At 39.7% G+C, this 23,061-nt stretch carries 24 protein-coding genes and 1 riboswitch; of the genes, 12 read left to right on the forward strand and 12 right to left on the reverse strand.

What is annotated here, in order from left to right; translation table 11 throughout:
- The first annotated feature begins 72 nt into the window (after positions 1–72).
- Positions 73–225, forward strand: a complete 153-nt coding sequence (sspO, locus tag BSO02S_RS03800; protein WP_066062664.1) for a small acid-soluble spore protein SspO — start codon at positions 73–75, stop codon at positions 223–225.
- Positions 226–257: 32 nt separating this feature from the next.
- Here sspO and BSO02S_RS03805 read toward each other — a convergent pair whose 3' ends face one another.
- Entirely contained in the window at positions 258–527 is a 270-nt protein-coding gene (locus BSO02S_RS03805; protein WP_066062667.1) for a hypothetical protein, read from the reverse strand.
- Between the two features lie 110 nt (positions 528–637).
- Here BSO02S_RS03805 and BSO02S_RS03810 point away from each other — a divergent pair, with 110 nt between their 5' ends.
- On the forward strand, positions 638–775 hold the full coding sequence (locus BSO02S_RS03810) for a small acid-soluble spore protein P (protein ID WP_066062670.1): 138 nt from the start codon (positions 638–640) through the stop codon (positions 773–775).
- Between the two features lie 21 nt (positions 776–796).
- On the opposite strand, the gene selA is transcribed toward BSO02S_RS03810, so the two are convergent.
- Entirely contained in the window at positions 797–2,212 is a 1,416-nt protein-coding gene (gene selA, locus BSO02S_RS03815) for an L-seryl-tRNA(Sec) selenium transferase (RefSeq protein WP_066062673.1), read from the reverse strand.
- Between the two features lie 103 nt (positions 2,213–2,315).
- On the opposite strand from selA, the gene BSO02S_RS03820 reads away from it, so the two are divergent.
- A complete protein-coding gene (locus BSO02S_RS03820; RefSeq protein WP_066062677.1) occupies positions 2,316–2,720 on the forward strand; it encodes an Hsp20/alpha crystallin family protein in 405 nt (134 codons plus the stop codon).
- A gap of 87 nt (positions 2,721–2,807) precedes the next feature.
- On the opposite strand, the gene BSO02S_RS28430 is transcribed toward BSO02S_RS03820, so the two are convergent.
- A complete protein-coding gene (locus BSO02S_RS28430) occupies positions 2,808–3,047 on the reverse strand; it encodes an Rdx family protein (protein WP_342351992.1) in 240 nt (79 codons plus the stop codon).
- Between the two features lie 141 nt (positions 3,048–3,188).
- Between BSO02S_RS28430 and selD the strand changes: the two genes are divergently transcribed.
- A complete protein-coding gene (gene selD, locus BSO02S_RS03830; RefSeq protein WP_425320378.1) occupies positions 3,189–4,247 on the forward strand; it encodes a selenide, water dikinase SelD in 1,059 nt (352 codons plus the stop codon).
- A 96-nt stretch (positions 4,248–4,343) separates the two neighbouring features.
- On the opposite strand, the gene BSO02S_RS03835 is transcribed toward selD, so the two are convergent.
- The 3 genes from BSO02S_RS03835 to BSO02S_RS03845 form a co-directional block, all read right to left on the reverse strand.
- Positions 4,344–5,288 (reverse strand): L-threonine 3-dehydrogenase, encoded by a 945-nt coding sequence (locus BSO02S_RS03835; RefSeq protein ID WP_066062686.1) that lies wholly within the window; start codon positions 5,286–5,288, stop codon positions 4,344–4,346.
- 91 nt (positions 5,289–5,379) lie between these two features.
- A complete protein-coding gene (locus BSO02S_RS03840; protein WP_066062689.1) occupies positions 5,380–6,570 on the reverse strand; it encodes a glycine C-acetyltransferase in 1,191 nt (396 codons plus the stop codon).
- Positions 6,571–6,924: 354 nt separating this feature from the next.
- Positions 6,925–7,923: an NAD(P)H-dependent flavin oxidoreductase gene (locus BSO02S_RS03845; protein ID WP_066062693.1), complete on the reverse strand. Its 999-nt coding sequence runs from the start codon at positions 7,921–7,923 to the stop codon at positions 6,925–6,927.
- 210 nt (positions 7,924–8,133) lie between these two features.
- Positions 8,134–8,235, forward strand: a riboswitch (purine riboswitch).
- A 129-nt stretch (positions 8,236–8,364) separates the two neighbouring features.
- Between BSO02S_RS03845 and BSO02S_RS03850 the strand changes: the two genes are divergently transcribed.
- Complete coding sequence (locus tag BSO02S_RS03850; protein WP_066062696.1) at positions 8,365–8,961, forward strand: xanthine phosphoribosyltransferase; 597 nt, start codon at positions 8,365–8,367, stop codon at positions 8,959–8,961.
- Positions 8,958–10,262, forward strand: coding sequence for a nucleobase:cation symporter-2 family protein (locus BSO02S_RS03855; RefSeq protein ID WP_066062700.1), 1,305 nt, complete (start codon positions 8,958–8,960; stop codon positions 10,260–10,262). The genes BSO02S_RS03850 and BSO02S_RS03855 overlap by 4 nt, the downstream gene beginning before the upstream one ends.
- 20 nt (positions 10,263–10,282) lie before the next feature.
- Here BSO02S_RS03855 and BSO02S_RS03860 read toward each other — a convergent pair whose 3' ends face one another.
- The gene (locus tag BSO02S_RS03860) at positions 10,283–10,504 is read right to left on the reverse strand and encodes a spore germination protein (RefSeq protein WP_066062703.1); all 222 of its coding nucleotides are present in this window, start codon (positions 10,502–10,504) and stop codon (positions 10,283–10,285) included.
- 145 nt (positions 10,505–10,649) lie between these two features.
- Complete coding sequence (locus BSO02S_RS03865; protein WP_066062705.1) at positions 10,650–11,120, reverse strand: hypothetical protein; 471 nt, start codon at positions 11,118–11,120, stop codon at positions 10,650–10,652.
- 206 nt (positions 11,121–11,326) lie between these two features.
- Here BSO02S_RS03865 and BSO02S_RS03870 point away from each other — a divergent pair, with 206 nt between their 5' ends.
- The 6 genes from BSO02S_RS03870 to BSO02S_RS03895 all read left to right on the forward strand — a co-directional run bounded on the left by BSO02S_RS03870 (position 11,327) and on the right by BSO02S_RS03895 (position 18,265).
- Positions 11,327–12,880 carry an ABC-F family ATP-binding cassette domain-containing protein gene (locus BSO02S_RS03870; protein WP_066062708.1) on the forward strand — a complete coding sequence of 518 codons (1,554 nt, stop codon included), beginning with the start codon at positions 11,327–11,329 and terminating at the stop codon, positions 12,878–12,880.
- Positions 12,881–13,083: 203 nt separating this feature from the next.
- The gene (locus tag BSO02S_RS03875; RefSeq protein ID WP_066062711.1) at positions 13,084–13,983 is read left to right on the forward strand and encodes a putative selenate ABC transporter substrate-binding protein; all 900 of its coding nucleotides are present in this window, start codon (positions 13,084–13,086) and stop codon (positions 13,981–13,983) included.
- A 14-nt stretch (positions 13,984–13,997) separates the two neighbouring features.
- Entirely contained in the window at positions 13,998–14,756 is a 759-nt protein-coding gene (locus tag BSO02S_RS03880; protein WP_066062715.1) for a phosphonate ABC transporter ATP-binding protein, read from the forward strand.
- The gene (locus BSO02S_RS03885) at positions 14,753–16,390 is read left to right on the forward strand and encodes a PhnE/PtxC family ABC transporter permease (RefSeq protein ID WP_096190871.1); all 1,638 of its coding nucleotides are present in this window, start codon (positions 14,753–14,755) and stop codon (positions 16,388–16,390) included. Before BSO02S_RS03880 ends, BSO02S_RS03885 begins: the two co-directional genes overlap by 4 nt.
- A 299-nt stretch (positions 16,391–16,689) precedes the next feature.
- A complete protein-coding gene (locus BSO02S_RS03890; RefSeq protein ID WP_066062718.1) occupies positions 16,690–17,856 on the forward strand; it encodes an MFS transporter in 1,167 nt (388 codons plus the stop codon).
- 79 nt (positions 17,857–17,935) lie between these two features.
- Positions 17,936–18,265 carry a hypothetical protein gene (locus BSO02S_RS03895; protein WP_066062721.1) on the forward strand — a complete coding sequence of 110 codons (330 nt, stop codon included), beginning with the start codon at positions 17,936–17,938 and terminating at the stop codon, positions 18,263–18,265.
- Between the two features lie 118 nt (positions 18,266–18,383).
- Here BSO02S_RS03895 and BSO02S_RS03900 read toward each other — a convergent pair whose 3' ends face one another.
- The 4 genes from BSO02S_RS03900 to BSO02S_RS03915 form a co-directional block, all read right to left on the reverse strand.
- Positions 18,384–19,694: a hemolysin family protein gene (locus BSO02S_RS03900; RefSeq protein ID WP_066062724.1), complete on the reverse strand. Its 1,311-nt coding sequence runs from the start codon at positions 19,692–19,694 to the stop codon at positions 18,384–18,386.
- An 85-nt stretch (positions 19,695–19,779) separates the two neighbouring features.
- Complete coding sequence (locus BSO02S_RS03905) at positions 19,780–20,193, reverse strand: MerR family transcriptional regulator (RefSeq protein ID WP_066062725.1); 414 nt, start codon at positions 20,191–20,193, stop codon at positions 19,780–19,782.
- A gap of 137 nt (positions 20,194–20,330) precedes the next feature.
- Complete coding sequence (map, locus tag BSO02S_RS03910; RefSeq protein ID WP_066062728.1) at positions 20,331–21,071, reverse strand: type I methionyl aminopeptidase; 741 nt, start codon at positions 21,069–21,071, stop codon at positions 20,331–20,333.
- A 194-nt stretch (positions 21,072–21,265) separates the two neighbouring features.
- Positions 21,266–22,624, reverse strand: coding sequence for an arsenic transporter (locus BSO02S_RS03915; RefSeq protein WP_066062731.1), 1,359 nt, complete (start codon positions 22,622–22,624; stop codon positions 21,266–21,268).
- Positions 22,625–23,061 lie beyond the last annotated feature (437 nt).

Consider the following 23,061-nt stretch of genomic DNA (forward strand, 5'->3'; position numbering starts at 1 on the left):
TATCTCAAAAAAATATTTCCTTGTCATTTTTTTAATCAAAAAGGAAATATTAACATGGAAGGGGGTGAGTGTTTGGCAAAACGTAAAGCAAACCATGTGATACCTGGTGCGAATGCTGCTAAGGCACAGGGAAATGGTGCCGGGTTCAATGAGGAAATGGCAAGTGAACCAGAATTAACAGTAAAAGAAAGAATGAACAATAAAAAGCGTAAGAAAAATCAATAAAAGCAGGCGGGGATTCCCTCCGCCTGCTTTACCTATTCCGTTTGATTTACCTCGGAAACCATGCTTTTTAGGTCCTGCTGGAACCGTTCCAATTGAGATTTTTGCTTTTCTGAAGCGACCTCAAGTGCGTTTTCTATTTGTTGGTATGCTTCATTTACTTCGTTCTTTAAATGCTTTAGTTGATGTCCATAGCTGGCACTGTCATTGACGATTGTCTCAAAAAGGCCTTGAGCTTCCTCATATCCTTGTTGCGCTGCTTGAAAAGCCTGCTGCTTATCCTTGTTGTAAGGATATTTTTGCATATAATTCTCACTCCTTCATTTTGCTTACCGTTAAATTGCACAGATTAAAAAAAATTATTCAGCATAAAAGGACTTAATGACCGCATCCTAACAAGTAGGAGGGATGACACATGAACAAAAATGATGGAAAAGATATGCGTAAAAATGCACCAAAGCAGTCAGGACAGCCAGAACCCTTGAGCGGTTCCCACAAAGTAAAGAATCGCAACCATACACGCCAAAAACATAATTCTAGTCATGATATGTAAGAGACAAAAACCCCTCTTATTTTAAGAGGGGTTCACTTTTATCAATGCTTCAAGCAAAGATACTTCATCTTCAGGTGTAACTGTTCTCAAATCAATAATAAACTCGTCCTTTTGGATTCGTGCAATGATAGCTGGCTTAGATTCCGTTCGTAATTTTCTTCCAAGCTGTTCCGCAGTTAATAAATGATGCTGTAGTGCAATGACCATTGTTGGCAGAACAACGTCTGGCATTGTCCCACCACCTACCTGGCTTGTATCCTGAAAAACTTTTACCTGAAAACTGCTTGTTCTTTGTAACAAGTTTGTAACGAATGAATTTGACCTTTCGTCTAATACATTAATAGGTACTAATAAATCACGGATGGTTGGGATATTTCTCATGGCACTCTCGCCGCGGGCATAATCGATTAACGTCCCCTCGAGCGCTGCTAACGTCATTTTATCAACACGTACCACCCTGGCTAACTGGTGTTTTTTTAAACAATCAATGATTTCTTTCTTTCCAACGATAATCCCTGCCTGCGGACCGCCGAGGAGCTTGTCACCACTAAAGGTAACAACATCTGCCCCCATTTCGATGACCTCTTTCACGACCGGTTCTTCACCAATTCCATGCTTTCTGAAATCATAGAGGGCGCCGCTGCCAAGATCTTCATAAAAAATGACATGATCCAGCCTTTTAGCTAAATCAACAAGCTCCTTTGTGTCGACTGATTTTGTGAACCCGATAACCTTAAAGTTACTCGTGTGGACCTTCATCACAATAGCCGTTTCCGGTGTCACTGCTTTTTCGTAATCGTAAAGATGTGTCTTATTAGTTGTTCCCACTTCTTTAAGGGCTGCCCCACTTTCCTCCATGATGGAGGAAATCCGAAATGAACCGCCGATTTCTACCAGCTGTCCCCTAGAAACAATGACTTCTTTATTTTTAGCTAATGCCCTTAAAACAAGATAAACAGCGGATGCATTGTTATTGACAACCATGACCGCTTCAGCACCGGTGATTTCTTTAAGAAGTGCCTCCACATGACTATGTCTTGAACCTCTCTCACCTTCTATTAACTTGTACTCAAGATTCGAATAGCTTCTTGCCGTTTCAACAACATGATTAATCGCATTCTCGCTTAACCGGGCCCTGCCAAGATTGGTATGTAATATCGTCCCCGTCGCATTGATTACTTTTTCTAAGGTGTAGGAATACTGTTTTTTTAAATTGGCTTCCAGGATGGCAAACAAGTCTTCAATAAAATGGTTGGTTCCTGGGATTCCGCCCGACCATTTATCATTGAGAATTGATTCCCTTATCCGATCCAATTCATCTTTCAATTGTTTAGTAAGCTGGATCGGATCTAGCTGACTTTCATTAAGAAGTGTTAAAAACTTACCATGATTCTGAAGCTCATGGACGGCTGGAATTGAACGTAGCCATTCTTTCACGATAAAAACTCCCTCACTAATCCTTCTTTTGTCCTATTATATCATATCAGTTTCACCTTTTAAGTTTGGATGAATAAAATGAAACGAGCAAGGGGGATTGGATATGAAAAAAAAGAAGCATCAACAAAATCAGAGTTTAGCTTTTGATTTTGATTTGGTGGAAAAATGGTTGGAAAACTATTTTCTTGACCCGCTAACCTCTTATTTGGATGCAACACAATTTCAAATTGATCTTTATGAGACAGATAAGGAATGGATTGTCGAGGCCATTTTAACCGAATATGAAGCTTCTGAAATTAAGGTATTTATTGATGAAAAAAAATTAATCATTTCTGCATCAAAATTCCCCCCTTCCGAAACCTTGCCCAAACGGATTCGTTCCATTGATTTCCCCTTTTTGGTCATTAACCAAGAAGTATCAGCAGCCTTTTCGAATGGCATATTAGAGGTGTTTATCTCAAAAACAGAAAAGGGATTAGGCAAAAATCGATTTGTTACCTTACCTTAAGGTTTCATTTTTTTGCATCAATTAACATAATGAGATTATCAGTTGGTAATTTAAAACCCTCATATCGAAACGATATGAGGGTACATTCTATTTTGAAGCGATTATTTCAATCATTTCTTCGGAATCAGGAAAAACCCCTGTTTCAAGCTTTGAGTAGATCTTTTCTCCATTGACAGTCACCTCGAAAGCGCCGCCGGAACTTGAAATAAGTTCTAATTTTTTGATATCCCTATAAAAATGGTTAAACAAGTCCTCCGCGAAACTCGCGGCTTTTGGTGCATAATTTCATTGCATACAAAATTCAACAATGACATGATAGTTCTTCATCAAAATACCCCCTAATCACATTACTTTCCTACACAAAGATAGTAAAAACAGTTTATCCTATCCCCTGTTGTTCCGCAAATGTTCTGCACTATTGATGCGAATTGAAAAAGAAAGAGTTATACTAATAAAATGGAGGTGGACATGTTGAGTGAGCAAGAAAAAATTCGCCTGACCTCTTTATCCACAAAAGCTGGTTGAGGCTGCAAAATTGGTCCTGAGGACCTGGCGCAAGTTTTGCGTCTATTACCGAAACAAGAACCTGTTCCTGAATTATTAGTGGGACTTGATACGTCTGATGATGCAGGGGTCTATCGATTAACAGACTCCATTGCACTTATCCAAACAGTCGATTATTTTACCCCGATTGTCGATGACCCGTATATGTTTGGCCAAATTACAGCTGCTAACGCATTAAGCGATGTTTATGCCATGGGAGGAGAGCCAAAAACAGTCTTAAATATTGTCGGCTTTCCGATTAAGAAGCTCGGTGCCGAAATGCTTTCTGAAATTCTTCGCGGTGCCGCGGATAAGGTGAAAGAAGCAGGCGCGATAACGGTCGGCGGTCATTCTATTGATGATCAAGAACCTAAATTTGGTTTGTCCGTTACGGGAATTGTACATCCGGATAAAGTATGGAAAAATGTTGGTGCAAAACCAGGTGATGTCCTTGTACTGACGAAGCCAATTGGTGTCGGCATCCTCACCACAGGAATAAAAAGAAGCGTGGTAACACCTGAGCAAGAACAAATGGTAACAGAAACAATGGCGATGTTAAATAAGACGGCTGCTGAGGTTTTAACCAATTATCACCCTCACGCTGTCACGGATGTAACTGGATTCGGGCTGCTTGGCCATGGCAGTGAAATGGCTAAAGGCAGCGATGTCAGTTTTGAAATCTCATTTTCACAGGTGCCGATGTTAAATGGCTCCGTTGAATTAGCGAAAAATGGTGTCGTTCCTGGAGGCTCAAAGTCTAATCATAAATGGTTAACAGATGATGTCGTTTATGACGAAGCTATTCTTCCCGAAGAACAGCTCGTCTTGTGTGACGCAATCACTTCTGGCGGCCTTCTCGTCTCATTAAAAGAAGAGGAAGCTGCAGAATATGTCGAAAAGCTTCAAACAAGTGGATTAGTTCAGGCGTCCATAATCGGAAAAGTTACCGAGAAAAAAGACAAATTTATATATGTCACACGTTAAACAGCGAAGCTGCAGATGCTTCGCTGTTTTTTTTAAGGTAGTTTCAGCCTTTATTATTAAAAAGTCCCGAACCATTTTGGCCCGGGATTCATCCATTTATAGTTTTGCACGCAGCTTTTCAATCATATCCTTCGTCATTCTGTCCAAATCGTACTCGTACTTAAAGCCCCATTCCGCTTTTGCAGCAGAAGCATCAATCGAATTCGGCCAGCTATCAGCAATTTTCTGTCGGTCTGGATCGACAGCATAAGAAATCTCAAAACCTGGGACAAACTTAGCAATACTTGAGGCAATTTCTTCGGGATCAAAGCTCATCGCTGTCACGTTGAACGCATTGCGGTGAATTAATCGCGATGGGTCTGCTTCCATTAGATCAATAATAGCATGTAAGGCATCCGGCATATACATCATGTCCATGTATGTGCCTTTATCAATGTACGAAGTATATTTACCTGTTTTTACTGCTTCATAATAAATTTCGACCGCATAATCAGTTGTTCCTCCGCCCGGTAGAGCAACATAGGAAATTAGCCCAGGGAAACGCAAGCCGCGCGTATCGACACCAAACTTTTGAAAATAGTAATTAGACAATAACTCCCCAGCTACTTTGTTCACCCCATACATGGTCGTTGGACGCATAATGGTATCCTGCGGGGTGAGATCCTTTGGCGTGGATGGCCCAAAAGCCCCGATTGAGCTAGGAGTGAAAAATTGCGCATTGAGTTCCCTTGCGGTTTCAAGGCTATTCATAAGCCCGCCCATATTTAAATTCCACGCAAAGACTGGCTTCGCTTCGGCAGTAGCCGATAAAAGTGCGGCCAAATGCATCACTGTATCAACCTTGTACTTTTTGGCAACCTCAACCATCTTGTTTAAATCCGTCACATCCACAGTCTCAAACGGACCACTTTGCGCTGCTTCACTGTCATTTTGTTTAATATCTGTGGCAATAACATTATCCGCGCCATAGATATCTCTTAGTTTCAACGTTAATTCTGACCCAATCTGTCCCAAAGCTCCGGTTATTAAAATACGTTTCATTGTTTCTCCGTCCTCTTCACATATGCTTATTGATTCTGCTTTTCCTTATAAATTACGCACTATATCTACATGAGTGCTTCCTCTTTATCTGTTAAATAACGCCCATATCCTTACCCACTTTTTCATAAATAGAAATAGCTTGATCGAGCATTTCTTTAGTATGGGCAGCGGTTGGCATATTGCGGACACGACCGGTCCCTTGTGGAACGGTTGGGAAGACAATCGCCTTAGCATAAACACCCTCATCATTCAGACGTTTGCTAAATTGCTGGGTTAGCGATTCGTCGCCAATGATACATGGCGTGATTGGGGTTTCGCTGTTGCCGATATTAAACCCTAACTCCTTTAAGCCCTTTTTCAGATAGTTGCCATTTTCCCAAAGCTTTTTATTAAGTTCATTGCTTTCCATTAGTATTTCAATCGATTTTTTACTTGCCGCTACATCTGCGGGTGTTAACGAAGTTGAGAATAGGAATGGGCGGCTGCGAACCTTTAACCAGTCAATCAGATTTCTTTTCCCAGCGACATAGCCGCCGACTACACCAATTGCCTTTGATAACGTACCAATTTGAAAATCAATTTTATCAGAAAGTCCAAAATGCTTGACTGTACCGGCACCATCACCTAAAACACCTGAGCCATGGGCATCGTCTACATAGGTAATTAAATCGAATTCCTCAGCAATCTTGACAATTTCAGGTAGTAAGGCAATATCACCGTCCATCGAAAACACGCCATCGGTAATGACCATAATTTTATTGTAGAGGCCTGATTCTTTAGCCGCTTTTGCCTTTGCACGTAAATCTTCCATATCAGAATGGTTCACACGGATAATCTTTGCCTTTGAAAGGCGACAGCCATCGATTATCGAGGCATGGTTTAATTCATCTGAAAGAATTGCATCATTTTTATCCATTACAGCGGAAATAGCCGCCATATTACAATTAAAGCCGGATTGGTAGGCAATCGCTGCTTCTGTATGTTTGAATTCGGCCAATTTCTCTTCTAATTCGACATGGAGTTTAAGCGTCCCATTGATGGTTCGAACGGCACCTGCTCCAACTCCATATTTTTCAATCGCCTCAGCAGCGGCTTTTTTTAAGCGATCATCCGTTGCTAAGCCCAAATAGTTATTCGAAGAAAGATTAATCAGCTCTCTGCCATTAACCGTAATGACGGGTCCATTCGGGCTTTCTAACGGGTCGATAACATTGTACAAGCCTTTTCCCTTTAACTCATCAAGATTTTCATTTAAAAATTGCTCTAGAACATTACTGGACATGTCCAATTCCCCCTAAAATTATTTAAATATAAAAGTGTCGGTATTTTTTAAAAAAGACAATTGTCCACCCCGAGCGGACACTAATGCCTTTGGAAAACAGCAGTATGTAAGGATTTCTATAATATACTGTATCACATTTTCAGTTCATTGTTCATATCAAACGGACAAAATTCAAAAAAATTTTTATACCCTCTTAGGATACCCTAAATGAAATTAGGTTATTGCAACATATTTACGTTATTATTGAAATATTAGATAGGGCAAGAAATCTTTAAGTTAATGGTCAACAAAAAGGAACCGATTCCTTAGAACGGTTCCTTTTCTCATTATTATGGGTTTCTAACATTTTATCGATTAGTTTACCTTTTCCGTACTCAATTTCCCTGCATTTCGATTGATGTTTTGAAGTGCTTCGTTATATTCCACTTCTAGTCTAGCAACAATCGCTGCCGTCGATTCAATTTTATCGATTGAACCAACACCATGGCCAGCGGACCAAATATCACGCCAAGCTTTTGCATTTGTTTCCTTTTGCATATCGTCAAAGTCTACTTTGGATTTCTTAACCAATTGATCGGGGTCAAGTCCTGCTTTCTTAATACTTGGTTTGAGCATGTTTGCGCTTACTCCTGAAAAGGCATCTGTTAAAAGGATATCTTCCTGTGTTGCTTCAACCAGCATTTCCCGGTATTCATCATTAGCCATACTTTCTGTGGCAACAATAAATCGTGTTCCCATATAGGCAAGATCTGCTCCGGCAGCTTGTGCAGCTAAAACCCCTTTTCCCGTTGAAATCGAACCGGCAAGGACGATAATTCCATCCCAGAAGGTTCTGACCATATCTACAAAAGCAAAACTATTGATTTGGCCAGCATGACCACCCGCACCGCTTGCAACCAAAATCAAACCATCGACACCTGCTTCGGCAGCTTTTTTAGCAAACTTCAAATCACTGACATCCGAGAATACTAAACCTCCATATTCATGGACAATATCAACTACTAGTTTCGGACTTCCCAATGAAGTGATTACTAATTGCGGCTGATGTTTTTTGATCAAGGATAGCTCATCCTGAAGCCGGCTATAGGAACTATGTACCACCATATTCAATGCCCATGGAGCAATTTTGCTGTTAGGATCATTTACCCTGGCATGTTCAAGCTCTTCATTTAATTGACTCATCCAATGATCAAGTACCTCAATCAGCCTGGCGTTAGGGGCAGGAAACGAGCCAATCACCCCATTCAAACAGCAATTTTTTACTAACTCTGGTCCAGATACTAGAAACATCGGCGCCGAAATTACAGGTAACTTCAGCTGTGCCCACCAGCTTTCAGGAATTGATTTTCTCAAACGGTCCACACTCCATTTTGGAATTTTCTGAATAAGTCACTCGTTATAATAGTACCTGAAAATGAATGGTTATTCAATAATGGGAATCCCCTTTTATTTTAGCTAATTAAAACGCCTTCAAACAACGAACAATTTTAAACTTCAGACATCAAACGTTCGTCTTTTTATAAAAAAAGGTTGATTTACAATTTTTTTATGCGTATAATGTGAATAAATTCATAAGGTTTCACTCATATAATCGCGGGGATATGGCCCGCAAGTTTCTACCGGATTGCCGTTAACAATCTGACTATGGGTGGGTAATGGGAAAATCGCTCTTTAATTTAGAGGGACTTCTTCCAATCCTTTCGGACAAGTAGCCCAAAGGTCATTGCCTCACTCAATTTTTGATGTGAGGCAATGACCTTTGGGCTTTTATTTTTTAAAAAAGGAGAAACAAACATGAGATTACTCGAGGAAAAAATCGCTGCAGATGGAATGGTTTTATCGGAAAATGTTTTAAAAGTTGATTCATTCTTGAACCACCAAATTGACCCGCAGTTAATGCTTGAAATCGGGAAAGAGTTTGCAACAATTTTTGCAGGTGAAGGCATTACAAAAATTGTGACGATTGAATCTTCAGGGATTGCCCCTGCTGTCATGGCAGGACTTTATATGAATATTCCTGTTATTTTTGCGAGAAAAAGAAAATCGTTGACATTAACGGAAGATTTAGTTAGTGCCAGCGTTCATTCATTTACCAAAAACGAAACAAATGAAATCTCCATTTCAAAAAAATATATTCATGAAAATGATCGTGTCCTCATCATTGATGATTTCCTTGCTAACGGAGAAGCTGCATTGGGTTTAGTAAAGATTGTTCAAAAAAGCGGTGCCGAGGTTAATGGGATTGGGATTGTTATCGAAAAGTCTTTTCAGCCTGGGGCAGATACGTTGCAGGAAATGGGATTTAGGGTTGAATCCTTAGCAAGGATTGCCTCCCTTTCAAATGGAAAAGTTACATTTAAAAGTGAAAAAATGGAGGAAACTGTCCAATGAACCAACATCCAATAAAAACTGCTTCTTTAGGAATACAGCATGTGTTAGCCATGTATGCAGGGGCTGTCATCGTACCGCTGATTATTGGCGGGGCGCTTCATTTTTCCGATAAACAATTAGCCTATTTGGTATCTCTGGATATTCTAACGAGCGGGATCGCCACTCTTTTACAAGTTTGGCAGAATCGCTATTTCGGTATTGGCCTGCCAATTGTGCTTGGCTGCACGTTTACAGCCGTCAGTCCAATCATTGCGATTGGCGGGCAGTATGGTCTTTCAGCTATCTACGGATCTATTCTTATTTCAGGAATCATCGTCATGCTTATTGCAACATTCTTTGGAAAGCTGATTCGGTTCTTCCCTCCTGTCGTTACTGGTTCCGTTGTAACGATTATTGGGACTACCCTTATCCCTGTTGCTATGAATAACGTTGCAGGTGGTCAAGGAAGTCCTGAATTTGGGGCGGGAGCTAATATTGCACTTGCATTTGGGACGTTACTGTTCATCATTATTCTTTACCGTTTCTTTAAGGGGTTTATTCGTGCCATTTCGATTTTATTAGGATTAATCGCCGGAACAATTGTTGCTTTATTCATGGGAAAAGTAAACTTTTCTCCTGTCGGGGAAGCTTCGTGGTTCCATATGCTAAGTCCATTACATTTCGCGACACCCTCATTTGAACTTGCACCAATTATTACTATGACCCTTGTCGCGATTGTAAGTCTAGTTGAATCATCAGGCGTATATTTTGCGCTCAGTGACATCACGGGAAGAAAACTGACAGAAAAGGATTTAGTAAAAGGATATCGCTCCGAAGGTCTGGCGAGTGTGATTGGCTCCCTATTTAATTCTTTCCCTTATACGACTTACTCGCAAAATGTCGGGCTCGTCCAGTTTTCAGGCGTAAAAGGGAAGAATGTTATTTATACAGCAGCTGGTATTCTGATTTTGCTAGGATTTGTGCCGAAAATCGCTGCTTTAACAACGGTTATCCCTACCTCAGTCCTTGGCGGTGCCATGATTGCGATGTTTGGGATGGTGATTGCTTCCGGAATTAAAATGCTAAGTAAAGTAGATTTTTCCTCCCAAGAAAATCTGTTAATCATCGCCTGTTCCGTTGGTGTAGGTTTAGGCGTCACGACTGTCCCGAATTTATTTGCTCAGCTTCCGGAAAGCATAAAAATATTCACAAATAGCGGGATTGTTGCGGGAAGCTTGACGGCGATATTCCTAAATATCGTTTTCAATGCAGCAAAACCAGTTAAACAAAGCCAAATTTCACAAGAATTAAAAGCATCATAAGATCGTTTAATCAGCCGGAGTTATTCAATTCTCCGTCTGATTAAATCAATTAAGTCCGCAATACTTGTCTGATTAGATGCACTTAATCCTGAGGCTGTTGTAACAGCAGCTCCCTGATTTTCCCCACCAGAACCAGCGGCAGTTTTCGTGACCGATATCGGTGAAATATAAACAGCCCCGCCAAAGTTAACAATACCACCCGAAATGGTACCAATATTAATTCCATTTTGATTGGCCGCCAAAAAATCCCCTCCTTCCTATCCTCTCTATTAATGTATGTCCAAGCTGGTTAGCTTGTTTATGCTTCTATAGTAATAGGATGAAATATTACAATATAACAGCAAAAAGAGCCGCTTCTACGGCCCAATAGGTTTTTATATTTGTCTTTTACTGCCTACAGGCTATCTTTTCCAGCCTGCATATCCATTTATAATATCCTAGGACAATCATCAACAGAAAAGGATCTAAAATTGCTGCATGCCACAGCTTCCACCAGCCATAATGAAAGAAGCCCCATGGCTCGGGAAGCAAGGTGATAACTTCATAAATCAAAATAACAATCACGAAAACGATGAGATAAGAAATTTGTTTTATGACTTTTGTTTTAAAAGGAAACCAATTTAAAAAAATCATATTAGCTGCTGGAACGATGAATATATGCGGAAGCAAGCCTGTCCAATCAATATCTTTTGTAAAATACCAGTACCCGTGGTATTTAAATTCAATAAAAGTATCAAACAATGACTGAAAAGCAATCGTAAATGTCCAAATATGAACGATTTGATTGGACGAGAGTCTTTTATTTTTTTTAAAAGCGATATAATTAAATGTGAAAATGGCAATTAGGAGTCCTATCATTAATCTTATCCTTTTTTTCATTAAATTGTCCATTCTTATTAGCATCAATACATTCCATTATGCAACTAAGAAAAAACTACTCTATCACAAAAAAGTTCCCAAATATTTTACAGTAATAATATCAATAAAAATCTAGTCGAAACCTCAAAAATCTAGTATGATGCACTAATGTATTAATTCTTGAACAAAGCGAGGATTACGAAAAAATGAGCTTACTCAATGTAGAAAATTTAAGTCATACCTTTGGGGACCGCACGTTATTTAAGGACGTTTCCTTTCGATTATTAGCAGAAGACCATGTTGGACTTGTCGGTGCAAATGGCGTCGGTAAATCTACTTTAATGAATATTATTACTGGGCAATTGATTCACGATAGCGGCCGTGTTGAATGGACACCGGGTGTTCATTATGGCTATTTGGACCAACATACCGTATTGACTCCGGGTAGAACAATGCGTGATGTGCTCCGCGACGCCTTCCTGCCCCTTTTTGAAAAAGAAAAGGAATTAAATGAAGTAACTGCGCAAATGGCTGACGCCACGCCGGAAGAACTCGAAGTCCTATTGGAAAAAATGGGTGAAATCCAAGACGCACTTGACGCAGGTGGCTTCTATTCTTTAGATATCAAAATTGAAGAATCAGCGCGCGGATTAGGTCTTGATGCGGTCGGTTTAGACCGTGACGTGGCAGCACTTAGCGGCGGCCAGCGTACCAAGGTTCTCTTGGCTAAGCTCCTTTTAGAACAACCAAAGGTTCTGCTGCTCGATGAGCCGACAAACTATTTAGACGTGGAGCATATTCGTTGGTTAACTAACTATTTAAAAGAGTATCCATATGCGTTTATTCTTATTTCCCATGATACAGAGTTTATGAATCCTGTATCAAATGTTATTTTTCAATTAGAATTCTCTAAGCTAACCCGCTACACTGCAAGCTATGAAAAATTCTTGGAACTTGCGGAGATTAATAAAAATCAACATATTAATGCCTATGAAAAACAGATGGAATTCATCAAAAAACAAGAAGATTTTATTGCCAAAAACAAGGCTCGTTATTCGACGACAGGTCGCGCAAAGAGCCGTCAAAAGCAATTAGATCGAATCGAACGGATTGACCGGCCAGAAACGGCAATGAAGCCTGTCTTCGGTTTTAAAGAGTCACGCAGCAGCAGCCGTTATGTTTTTGAAGCAAAAGAATTAGAAATTGGCTATGATCACCCGCTTCTGCCGAAAATGAATATGACATTAGAGCGTGGAGAAAAGGTTGCCATCATCGGTTGTAATGGGGTCGGAAAATCAACGCTCCTTAAAACGATGCTTGGTAAAATTGAGCCTCTGAATGGTAAGGTTGAACGGGGTGATTTCCTCTACCCTTCTTATTTCGAACAAGAAGTAAAAGCTGCAGGAATTACGCCGATTGATGATGTTTGGAATGCCTTTCCTTCGTTGGATCAGCACCAAGTTCGTGCCGCACTTGCCCGCTGTGGATTAAAAAATGAGCACATCTCCCGCCCAATGAATCAGCTGAGCGGTGGAGAACAAGCAAAGGTTCGCCTTTGCAAGCTGATGATGAATGAGAGTAACTGGATTTTATTCGATGAGCCGACAAACCATTTGGATGTCGTCGCAAAGGAAGAGTTAAAGCGTGCCTTACAAGAATACAAGGGTACTGTTGTTCTAGTATGCCACGAACCTGATTTTTACGATGGTTGGATTACCAAAGTATGGAATGTTGAAGAATGGTCGCAACAGACCGTTTAAGTGAAAACACGCACTACCGCCCCTGTTAATTGCAGGGGTTTTATTTTATTATGGAACGCCCAATATTTACCTATATAAAAAACCGATTACCTTTCATTGATCAAATAGATAAATTGAATTTATTTTACGATAACTTTTATTTATAATATGAAAGTCTGAGTTTTTCTACTGTTAACAAATTATTCTAACGAGGTGCTAAATTAATGAAGAAATGGCTTTCTGCCCTTATTCTTGTTATGCTTGTGTTTTCACTGGCTGCATGTGGACAAAAGGATGAAAAAACGGGTGAGGGAAAAAAAGATTCAACAACGAAAGAAGTATTTAAAATCGGAGCGATTCCTGACCAGAATGCTGCTGATCTTGATAAAGGAATGACGGCGGTCGCTAACTATCTAAGCGAAAAAACAGGTATGAAGGTTGAATTTGTACCCTCCGTTGATTATGCAGCACTAGTAACCGGTTTTCAACGCGGGGAAATCCATATGGCTTGGTTCGGCGGTTTAACAAGTGTACAAGCAAGAAACCTTGTCCCAGAGGCAGAATCGATTGTACAGCGACCGCGCGATGCTGAGTTCCATTCTGTCTTTATTACCCAAGCCGGCTCTAAAATCAATAAACTCGAAGACTTAAAAGGGAAATCATTTACATTCGGCAGCGAAAGCTCTACTTCTGGGCACTTAATGCCACGTTATTTTTTAACAGAAGCTGGAATTGACCCTAATAAAGACTTTGATGGTAAACCTAACTTCTCGGGCTCCCATGATACAACTTACAAATTAATTGAATCAGGTGCTTTCAAGGCAGGAGCATTAAATGAAGCCGTTTGGGAATCAGCTGTAAAAGAAAGAAAAGTTGACACGAAGAAGGTAAAGGTATTCTACACTACACCAGCTTATTACGACTATAACTGGACCATTAACAGCAATGTCGAAGATGTTTTTGGAAAAGGTACGAAGCAAAAAGTAAAAGACGCACTTCTATCAATTACTGGCGATCAAAAAGAAATAGCAAATCTATTCCAAACCGACAGCTTTGTTGAAACGAAAAACGATAATTACAAAAAGATTGAAGAAGTAGCGAAAGAACTAAAGATCATTAAGTAGTAGGTGACGTAGAAATGTCGTCAAAAACAATGCTTGAGGCAAAAAACATAACGAAACACTATGAGCGGAAGATAGCCCTATCTTCCCTTTCTTTTTCTATAAAGCAAGGGGAATTGGTGGCGTTGATAGGACCGAGCGGTGCAGGTAAAACCTCATTGTTAAATTCCATTGCCGGTTTAATTCCTCTTCAAAGCGGAGAACTTCTAATTGATGAAAAGCCCCTTTCCTCCTATAAAAAAGGCAAACTCTTTGCGAAAAAAGTCGGTGTCATCCGCCAGCAATTTGATTTGATTGGTCCACTTGCCGTTATTCATAATGTTTTGGCTGGCAAATTGGCTGACTGGGGTGTAATAAAAGCGTTATTCTCCTTGCTTCTGCCACGGGACAAAGAAATAGCTATTAAGGCTCTTGAAAGAGTTGGGCTTACGGATAAAACGTTTGAAATTACCTCCTCTTTATCTGGAGGCGAACAACAGCGCGTGGCAATGGCCCGATTAATGGTGCAAAAACCGGAAATGATTCTAGCAGATGAACCTGTCGCCTCCCTTGACCCGGCAAGAGCCGATGATGTGTTAGCCATGTTAATCAAAATTGTGCTTGAGGAAAAACAAACGTTAATTGCTAGTTTGCATTCCGTAGAATATGCTCGTAAATATTTTACCAGGATTATTTCTTTAAAAAATGGTGAAATATTTTTTGATTTACCGACAGAAAAGGTAACCGATGACCTCTTAGCAGAGTTATATCAGCTAGAAGGAGCAAGCTCAAGATGATGAAACAATTACCCGTATTCCGCTTGCATAACCGTTTCTTCCTTACATTACTGTTGCTGGCCGTTTTTGTGTGGAGCTTGTTTTCAATCAAATGGAATGCGGACGTTTTCCATGCTGGCGGAATTCCGACAATGCTGCAAATTCTTGAGGGTCTTATTCACCCTGACCTGTCAGCAGATGTTTTGGGTAAAGGACTTTCCTCCGCTTGGATAACGTTAGCTTATGCCGTTGCTGGTATGTCACTGGCCGTTATTTATGCATTTATCGTTGGAATTCTCGCTTCTGGTACATTAACTTCCAGCAGGCTTGCCCGGCTATCGTCTAAAGTGTTTTTTAGAGGTATATTAGGGTTGACTCGGTCCATTCACGAGCTCATTTGGGCATGGCTGTTCGTTGCCGCCGTCGGACTTTCCCCCTATGCGGCTATTTTAGCCCTTGCAATTCCATATGGAGGAATCCTTGGTCGGATTTTTGCTGATATGTTAAATGATGTACCCGACCCGCCCATCAAAGCCTTAAAATCAGCAGGTGCAACAAGGATACAAACACTTATTTACGGTTATCTTCCATTGATTTGGGCAGATATGATCAGCTATACCATGTACCGCTTTGAATGTTCAATTCGTTCTTCGGCAATTATGAGCTTTGTCGGTCTTGGCGGTCTTGGATACCAAATTCAATTATCGCTTGCCGATTTGAGATATAATCAAGTCTGGACATATATATTTTTTCTAATTGGCCTCGTCCTGTTCGTCGATATTTGGAGTAATTTTGTCCGAAAAGGCTTAACGGAGCGAAGACGGCGGCGTGGTTTCAGTACCGGCTGGCGCTCCACCCTTTTTACCATCTTATTAATCATTGGTTCTTGGGTGTATATCACGCTGGGTGAGAACGCTCATTTATTTGAATTATTGTCGGATAAAAATATCGAATATGCGAAGAAGTTTTTCGGCGGTCTAATTGGCTTACACGAAAAACAGCCGGCATTTCTTGATGCTGGCAGCTGGGCGGCAGCATTAAAACTAACACTTGAAACTTTAGAAATGAGTATCATGGCAATTGGATTTGCAACGATTGCAGCTTTCGTAACTGTAATACCAGCAGCAAGAAACATTGCAAATGGAAGTTTGACTTTGTCTAAGAAATGGTACAATTGGCCGCTTTATGGTTTTGTACGCATCCTTTATATTTTCTCACGTTCTGTACCAGAGCTTGTTTGGGCGATGATGATTATTTTTATTTTCAAACCCGGGCTTTTGCCTGGAGCCATCGCGCTTGCGCTTCATAACTTTGGAATTCTTGGAAAGCTTTGGGCTGAGGTAATCGAAGATATGGACCACCGCCCTATACGAAACTTGGCATCTGCAGGTGCTTCTAAAATCCAGATTTTATTTTACGGAATCCTGCCAACGGTATTGCCAAGATTCCTCACCTATATTCTCTATCGTTGGGAAGTTATTATGAGGACAACGATAGTTGTCGGTTTTGTTGGTGCGGGCGGACTTGGCATGGACTTCAAGCTAGCGATGAGCTTTTTCCAATATACGCAAATTACCCTGCTCCTGCTTTGTTATATGATTCTTGTTATCATCGCAGACTTTGCCTCAGAAAGCACGAGAAAAGCGGTGAAATAAGCACAAGAACACATTTCTCTAAGATGTGTTCTTTTTTTTGGAAAGCCTTTCGTTTTCACTGCTATAGTCATACTATTTTTTTGCTATCATCTTGCTATTTTTATGCTACCTCAGGCACAAGCCCAATATTATGACAGGACTACCTAACAATTGATAACTTGGAGGTTGTTTCCTATTTTTACCAATCTGCGAAAGAATTGTTTAAAGGCTTGTTTTAGCTGGATAGTTTCATTATCCTATTAATAGGAATGAAGGTGTTATCGACGGCTTTTTAAAGTCAACTAGGGAGTGAGAATCCGTTGCAAACAAAGTCTGCTTTACCGATTTTATTTGTTGTTATGTTTTTGGTGATGGTTGGGTTCGGAATTATTATCCCCGTTTTACCTTTTTATGCTGAAGAAATCGGGGCGAATCCCACGGAACTCGGACTATTAATGGCGGTTTATTCGCTCATGCAGCTCATTTTTGCGCCAATTTGGGGTCAGGTTTCCGACCGGGTCGGTCGTAAACCCGTGATGATGATTGGGATATTCGGCCTCGGGCTATCCTTCCTTATCCAAGCTCTCTCGACTGAGCTATGGATGTTATTTGCCGCAAGGATTTTAGGTGGCATTCTTTCTTCGGCAAATATGCCAACCGCAATGGCCTACGTTGCTGACATCACTACGGAGGAGAACCGTGGGAAAGGAATGGGGATTATAGGTGCTGCTACAGGATTAGGCTTTGTTTTTGGCCCGGCAGTTGGCGGTATTTTTTCAAAATTCAGCCTAAGTATGCCGTTTTATCTGGCAAGCGGCTCTTCATTCATTACACTGATTATTGTCTTCCTTTTACTGAAAGAATCTACACGGAAAAAAAGCGCAGTTCACCGAGAAAAGCAGTCTTTTTGGAAGACATTTAGCGGGGCTGTAACAGTTCTGTTTTTCGTACAATTATTAATTTCTTTATCCCTTTCCGGCTTGGAGGCTACGTTCGCCTATTTTGCCGCCAAAAAGGCCGGCATGGGTGCCATACAACTTGGCTACGTTTTTATGATTATGGGATTTGCGAGCGCCTTGGTTCAAGGTGGTTTAGTCGGGAGGTTAACGAAGAAATTTGGAGAAAGAATTGTTATCCAGGGGGGAATTATTGTTTCGGCCGTTGGATTTGGCCTAATATTACTTGTCCATAATTTTGCAACCGCGGCCATTTTTCTAACGATTTTTGGTCTTGGAAATGGAGTGATCCGCCCGAGTGTTTCTGCTATGCTTACGAAGACATCTACAACTGGCCATGGAAGTTCCACAGGACTTTTATCCTCTTTTGATTCTTTAGGGCGTATTATCGGACCACCCTTAGGGGGGTGGCTGTTTTCGATGGCTGCTGGTCTTCCTTATATCTCTGGTGCTGTTATTTCGATTGCAGCCTTTATTCTTTTTCTTATATTCCGTCCACTGCCAGCTGCAATTAAAACAACAAATAGGTAAAAATGTATCTTAATAGCATATGTTGATAGGACATGCATAAAATGGGTTACGAGGATTTAATCGATAAAGGAGCTTGAAAATGAAAATAAAAACCTTTATAAATGTTTTATTCCTTATTGCCCTTTTAGGTTTTGCGGCTTATCTTGATTCACCCTATTCTTTTATTAATAAAAACTATGCCTATTCCGCTGATCAACCTGTCATTGTCCAGCCCGTTGCAATTGAACCAGCAAGCGATGTTCCTGTTTTGGAAGAGAAACTGGAGAAGAGCGAAAAAGTCAATGGCTATATCGTAGAAACGTATGAGGAATATGAAGTCTATAAAGATGAAGATGGGAATGTTCTAAAAAGTGAGCCTACCGGAAAAATAGACACATTAAAATATTATGACTATAGTAACGACCGCTAATTTTTAGCGGTCGTTACTTTTATTTTTTAAAAAAAGACTTCCTTTTTATCGGAAGCCTTCAAGCCGTTTCTCTATTCTATTTATTTTCAGTTGCTTTTAAACCCAATAGGGAGTATTTTTAGGCACAGGATTCCTGATTAATTAATCGGACGATTTCCAATGACTTAATATGATACCCATCGATTTCAAGAACCTTAAATTCATAATCATCTAATACCACTTTATCGCCTTCGACCACATCCATCTTTTCTGACAAAACCCATCCACCAATAGTATCCATATCAGAATCGTCGAGGTCTAAGCCGAATAAATCATTAATTTCATTAATAAGGACTTTACCATCAACAATGGTTTTATTTTCACTAATTTTATTTATATCAGGAACTTCATCGGCATCAAATTCGTCGCGAATTTCACCGACAATTTCTTCAAGAATATCTTCGACGGTTACTAATCCGGCTGTACCGCCATACTCATCCATTAAGATGGCCATATGAACACGATCTTTCTGCATTTTAACTAACAAGTCGTGGATAGGAATGGACTCAATAACTTGGATAACGGGACGAACATATTCCTTGATAGAAGTTTCTACGTTCTTTCCTTTGATGTATTCAGTAAAAACCTCTTTCATATTTACCATACCCACGATATTGTCTTTTTCACCATCGATCACTGGGTACCTCGTATAATTTTCCTCGGTCACGATTTTAAGACATTCATCTAGCGTTTGTGAAATATCAAAAGCAATAATTTCTGTTCTTGGTACCATAATTTCATTGGCATTCCGGTCATCAAATTCAAAAATATTTTTCACATATTTATACTCAGACTGGTTAATTTCTCCGCTGTTATAGCTTTCAGAAATAATTAATTGCAGTTCCTCTTCCGAGTGAGCCATTTCGTGTTCTGAAGCGGGTTTCAATCCAAAAATCCCAACAATAAAACGTGCGGAGCCATTTAATGCCTTAATAAAAGGATACATAATTCTATAAAAAATCATCATCGGTTTAGCGAATACCAATGTGACCGTTTCAGCTTTTTGTAACGCAAACGTTTTGGGAGCTAGCTCCCCTACGACCACGTGAATAAATGTGACTGATGCGAATGCAAGAATAAATGAGCTAATACTTGAAATTGATTCCGGAAGGTTTAATTGAACCAACAAAGGATGGAGTATATGTTCCACGGTTGGTTCACCCAGCCACCCTAAACCTAACGCTGTCACCGTGATCCCTAATTGACAAGCAGATAAATATTCATCAAGATTTGCAACAATGGTTTTGGCTGTAAGCGCGTTCTTGCTGCCCTCGGCTACAAGCTGATCAATTCGTGTACTGCGAATTTTAACAATAGCAAACTCGTATGATACAAAAAATGCTGTAAAAGCAAGTAAAAATGCTATTATTATTAAATTAATTAATATCAATGGTCTCCTTACCTAAAAGTGTTAAGGTAAGGATTACACCTCCTGGTTTGTTAGCAAGTTTGTTTATTCATCTTCATCTATCTTTTCATCGAAACAGTAATAATAATGTTTGTGCCAATGTAATACCCTGTGACGATAGTTTGTTTACCAGCACTTCTTTTTGTTGATTGTTTAATTTTTGAAGAATAGGTTCCATAACCGTAATTTCTTCTTTTAAGTGTTGCATAAAACTAGCAATCTGTTCAAAATGTCTTTCTACTTTTTGTTTATCAATATAATTGTCTGACTTGATTAATTCGATTGAAGCTTTTATTTCCTCGAGAGGCATATTCAGATTTTTATAATGATCCACTAAATCCAGAATCTGAAAACACTCTTCTCCATACATTCGATAATTAGAATCCGTTCGAATAGGGTTCAGTAAGCCTATTTGGGTGTAATAATCGATGGTCCTTTTGGATATGTTCTTTAATTTAGCTATTTCACCAATTCGATACAACTTCCCAAATGACTCACTCCTTCCCAGTTAGGTTCATTATATCATAAAATAAACCGTACAGTCAACGTTTCGGTTTCTAGGGCAAAAAAAAAGGAAATGGAATCCCCTTTTTTCGAAAAAATTCCATATCCTTTTTATTAAAGTGTTAATATAATTGGTCCATTTTTAGTGACGATAAGGGTATGTTCGTACTGAGCGACATAGCTTTTTTCTGTAACAAAGGTCCAGCCGTCATCTAGTTGAAAAACTTCTTCTTCATGGGTTGATATAAATGGTTCGAAGGCAATAACCATCCCTTCCTTTAGCAACCCATAGTCCGACCTTTCATTGTAATTATAGACATAATCAGGTGCTTCATGAATAGAGCGTCCAATCCCATGCCCTGTCAGATTTTTTATCACCGTTAATCCGTGCTGTCTGGCGGTTTGGAAGACTACTTTCCCCATACCACTTATTTTAGAACCAGGATTTGCTTTCTTCAGTCCAGCTTCAAATGCTTCTTTTGCAACGCTGCATATTTTCGTTTTTATATCTTCTCCCTCACCAACAACAATTGAAACACCAGTATCCGCAAAATAACCGTTCTTTGAACCTGAAACATCTATATTAACAAGGTCCCCTTCTTGAATAACCCGACTCCCTGGAATACCATGAGCCACTTCTTCGTTGACACTTATACAGGAATAGCCGGGAAAATCGTATTCCCCTTTTGGTGCTGAAATTGCCCCTGCCTTCTCAAAAAGCTCCCCTGCTAATTCATCCAGTTCTTTCGTCGTAATGCCAGGCTTCGTTCTTTGAACCAATTCATCCCTAATCGCGGCAACAATTTTGCCAATTTCCTTTAGTCCATTAAAATCCTCTTCTGTCTTAGCAATCATTGTCGTTTCCCCAATCATTATTATTTTTGATAAAAACATTCATTATTAGATTTTACCTAATAATCGCTCAAAAATCCAAGCAAAGGAAATTTCAATTAATGGGATATATATCACAACACGTTTTTACTAATACAATAAAAACTTGACGCATTAATAGGAACGCGTCAAGTTTATTCAGTTTATGGATCCAACCATTATTGGACAAAAACAAGTAATAGCCATAAGTACAAGCTGAAAAGGGTAAAAATGAGCGTGAGCGGTATGACAACAATAGTTACCTTAATATATTCCAACCAGGTTATCCTAATTTTGTTTTTCTTTAAAATATGCATCCAAATAAGCGTCGCCAGCGTTCCAATGGGCAGGATGAGGGAACCAATATCACTGCCAATGATATTTGCTAAGTAAACGGTTTTTATCATCAATGGGTCTAATCCCATTTCCGTTAAGGCTAACGTAGAAATCATTAATGCAGGATGGTTGTTAAAGATGTTTGAAAGGAATGCTGTTATGATCCCCATCGTTAAACTAGCATGGAGCAAACTGTCATTGACAATCGATTTTAACTGCTCTAACAGGAGAGCTGTTAAGCCGATATTGTGTAAGCCATAGATAATGACGTACATACTAAAGGCAAATATCAAAATATGCCATGGAATTTTAAAAACCACGTCTTTCGGATTTACCTTCAAGTAAATCCACCGCCAAATCAGCAGCACCAACGAACCACACACAGCTACCAGCGATACGGAGATTCCAATATAGGATGCGGCAAAAAGACTAACCCTGACAAAGAATACAAACAGGAGCATATTAATCATGAGCTTTTTTTGCTGATTAAATAAGCTTTCGGAACTTTTTTGTAATGGATGGAAAGGACGGTTTTTCTGGAGCGGGATCGAGTAGGAATGGAAGCGGATTTCTTTTGGAATGTCTTTCTTGAAGACAAGGAATAATAGATAGGCTAGAAAAAGTAATCCAAGTACCCCAGGGACAAACATCATCTCAGTCTGAAGATAAAGGTCCATTCCAATTATTTTCAAGGCAATCAGATTAACAATATTACTTACACCGATTGGGGCGCTAGAAGCAGTGGCAATTAAAGCACCACTTAACAGAAACGGTATTTTTTGACGGCTTTTTAACTTAAGGTTATTTAAGATTAAGATAAGAATCGGTGTTGTAATTAATATACTTCCATCGTTATTGAAAAATAGGGTCATTAGAAAGCAGAGGAGTAAGGTATACCAAAATAAGCGAATTCCTGAGCCTCTTGAAACTTTTAACATAAGTGCTGCGGTCCAGCTAAAAAAGCCGAAACTTTCAAGTACAATTGCCATAACAATTGTGGCAATTATGGTAATAGCGGCCCCCGTTACCTTTGAACTTATGTCCAGCAAATCCGCTGTCGACACGCTTCCGCTAATGAAAACGATGATGGCGCCGATTGAAGCCGGAATTGCATCGTTCATATTTTTGGGACGGATAAATATCATGATCATTGTTAGGATAAAAGAAAAAATGGTGATGATAACCGTCGATTGATGATACATAAAAATGAATTTACTCCCTTCTTGTCCTTTGCTCTATAGTACGTCCTAAAAGAGAGGCCTGTTCTAAACGAATATCTCGAAAATGAATAAATCAGCAGATATCTAGAAAAGTTTTTAGAAAGGTAAATAGATTTTTACCTATTTTTTGGTTCATAGGCAGATACCACTCTTGGGGTAAACTGGTTCTATGTACTTTGCCGAAAAATAAAACCGATACTGTTTAAGTACCGGCTTTAGCAGTTAGTTGCTATTGTTGAAATCCTTAGAAAGATTTCATTTTTAATGGGCCTGTGGAAAAATTCGTTGCTTAATTATTTTCCGGGTTTTCTAGGGTGTTTTTTACCCTTGGGGCCTTTGCTTCCTTTTGAACCACGACTGCCCCTACTTCCTTGTGACCCGCGGCTGCCTCTTGAGCCCTGGCTTCCTCTGCTTCCTCG

Source organism: Neobacillus soli NBRC 102451, from assembly GCF_001591665.1.
Classification (GTDB): Bacteria; Bacillota; Bacilli; order Bacillales; family Cytobacillaceae; genus Neobacillus; species Neobacillus soli.

Coding starts and splice junctions, on each gene's coding strand:
- BSO02S_RS03805 (WP_066062667.1), bottom strand. CDS start 527: ATGCAAAAATATCCTTACAACAAGGATAAGCAGCAGGCTTTTCAAGCA.
- BSO02S_RS03810 (WP_066062670.1), top strand. CDS start 638: ATGAACAAAAATGATGGAAAAGATATGCGTAAAAATGCACCAAAGCAG.
- BSO02S_RS03820 (WP_066062677.1), top strand. CDS start 2,316: ATGAAAAAAAAGAAGCATCAACAAAATCAGAGTTTAGCTTTTGATTTT.
- BSO02S_RS03835 (WP_066062686.1), bottom strand. CDS start 5,288: ATGAAACGTATTTTAATAACCGGAGCTTTGGGACAGATTGGGTCAGAA.
- BSO02S_RS03840 (WP_066062689.1), bottom strand. CDS start 6,570: ATGTCCAGTAATGTTCTAGAGCAATTTTTAAATGAAAATCTTGATGAG.
- BSO02S_RS03850 (WP_066062696.1), top strand. CDS start 8,365: ATGAGATTACTCGAGGAAAAAATCGCTGCAGATGGAATGGTTTTATCG.
- BSO02S_RS03855 (WP_066062700.1), top strand. CDS start 8,958: ATGAACCAACATCCAATAAAAACTGCTTCTTTAGGAATACAGCATGTG.
- BSO02S_RS03865 (WP_066062705.1), bottom strand. CDS start 11,120: ATGATAGGACTCCTAATTGCCATTTTCACATTTAATTATATCGCTTTT.
- BSO02S_RS03870 (WP_066062708.1), top strand. CDS start 11,327: ATGAGCTTACTCAATGTAGAAAATTTAAGTCATACCTTTGGGGACCGC.
- BSO02S_RS03875 (WP_066062711.1), top strand. CDS start 13,084: ATGAAGAAATGGCTTTCTGCCCTTATTCTTGTTATGCTTGTGTTTTCA.
- BSO02S_RS03880 (WP_066062715.1), top strand. CDS start 13,998: ATGTCGTCAAAAACAATGCTTGAGGCAAAAAACATAACGAAACACTAT.
- BSO02S_RS03885 (WP_096190871.1), top strand. CDS start 14,753: ATGATGAAACAATTACCCGTATTCCGCTTGCATAACCGTTTCTTCCTT.
- BSO02S_RS03895 (WP_066062721.1), top strand. CDS start 17,936: ATGAAAATAAAAACCTTTATAAATGTTTTATTCCTTATTGCCCTTTTA.
- map (WP_066062728.1), bottom strand. CDS start 21,071: ATGATTGCTAAGACAGAAGAGGATTTTAATGGACTAAAGGAAATTGGC.
- BSO02S_RS03915 (WP_066062731.1), bottom strand. CDS start 22,624: ATGTATCATCAATCGACGGTTATCATCACCATTTTTTCTTTTATCCTA.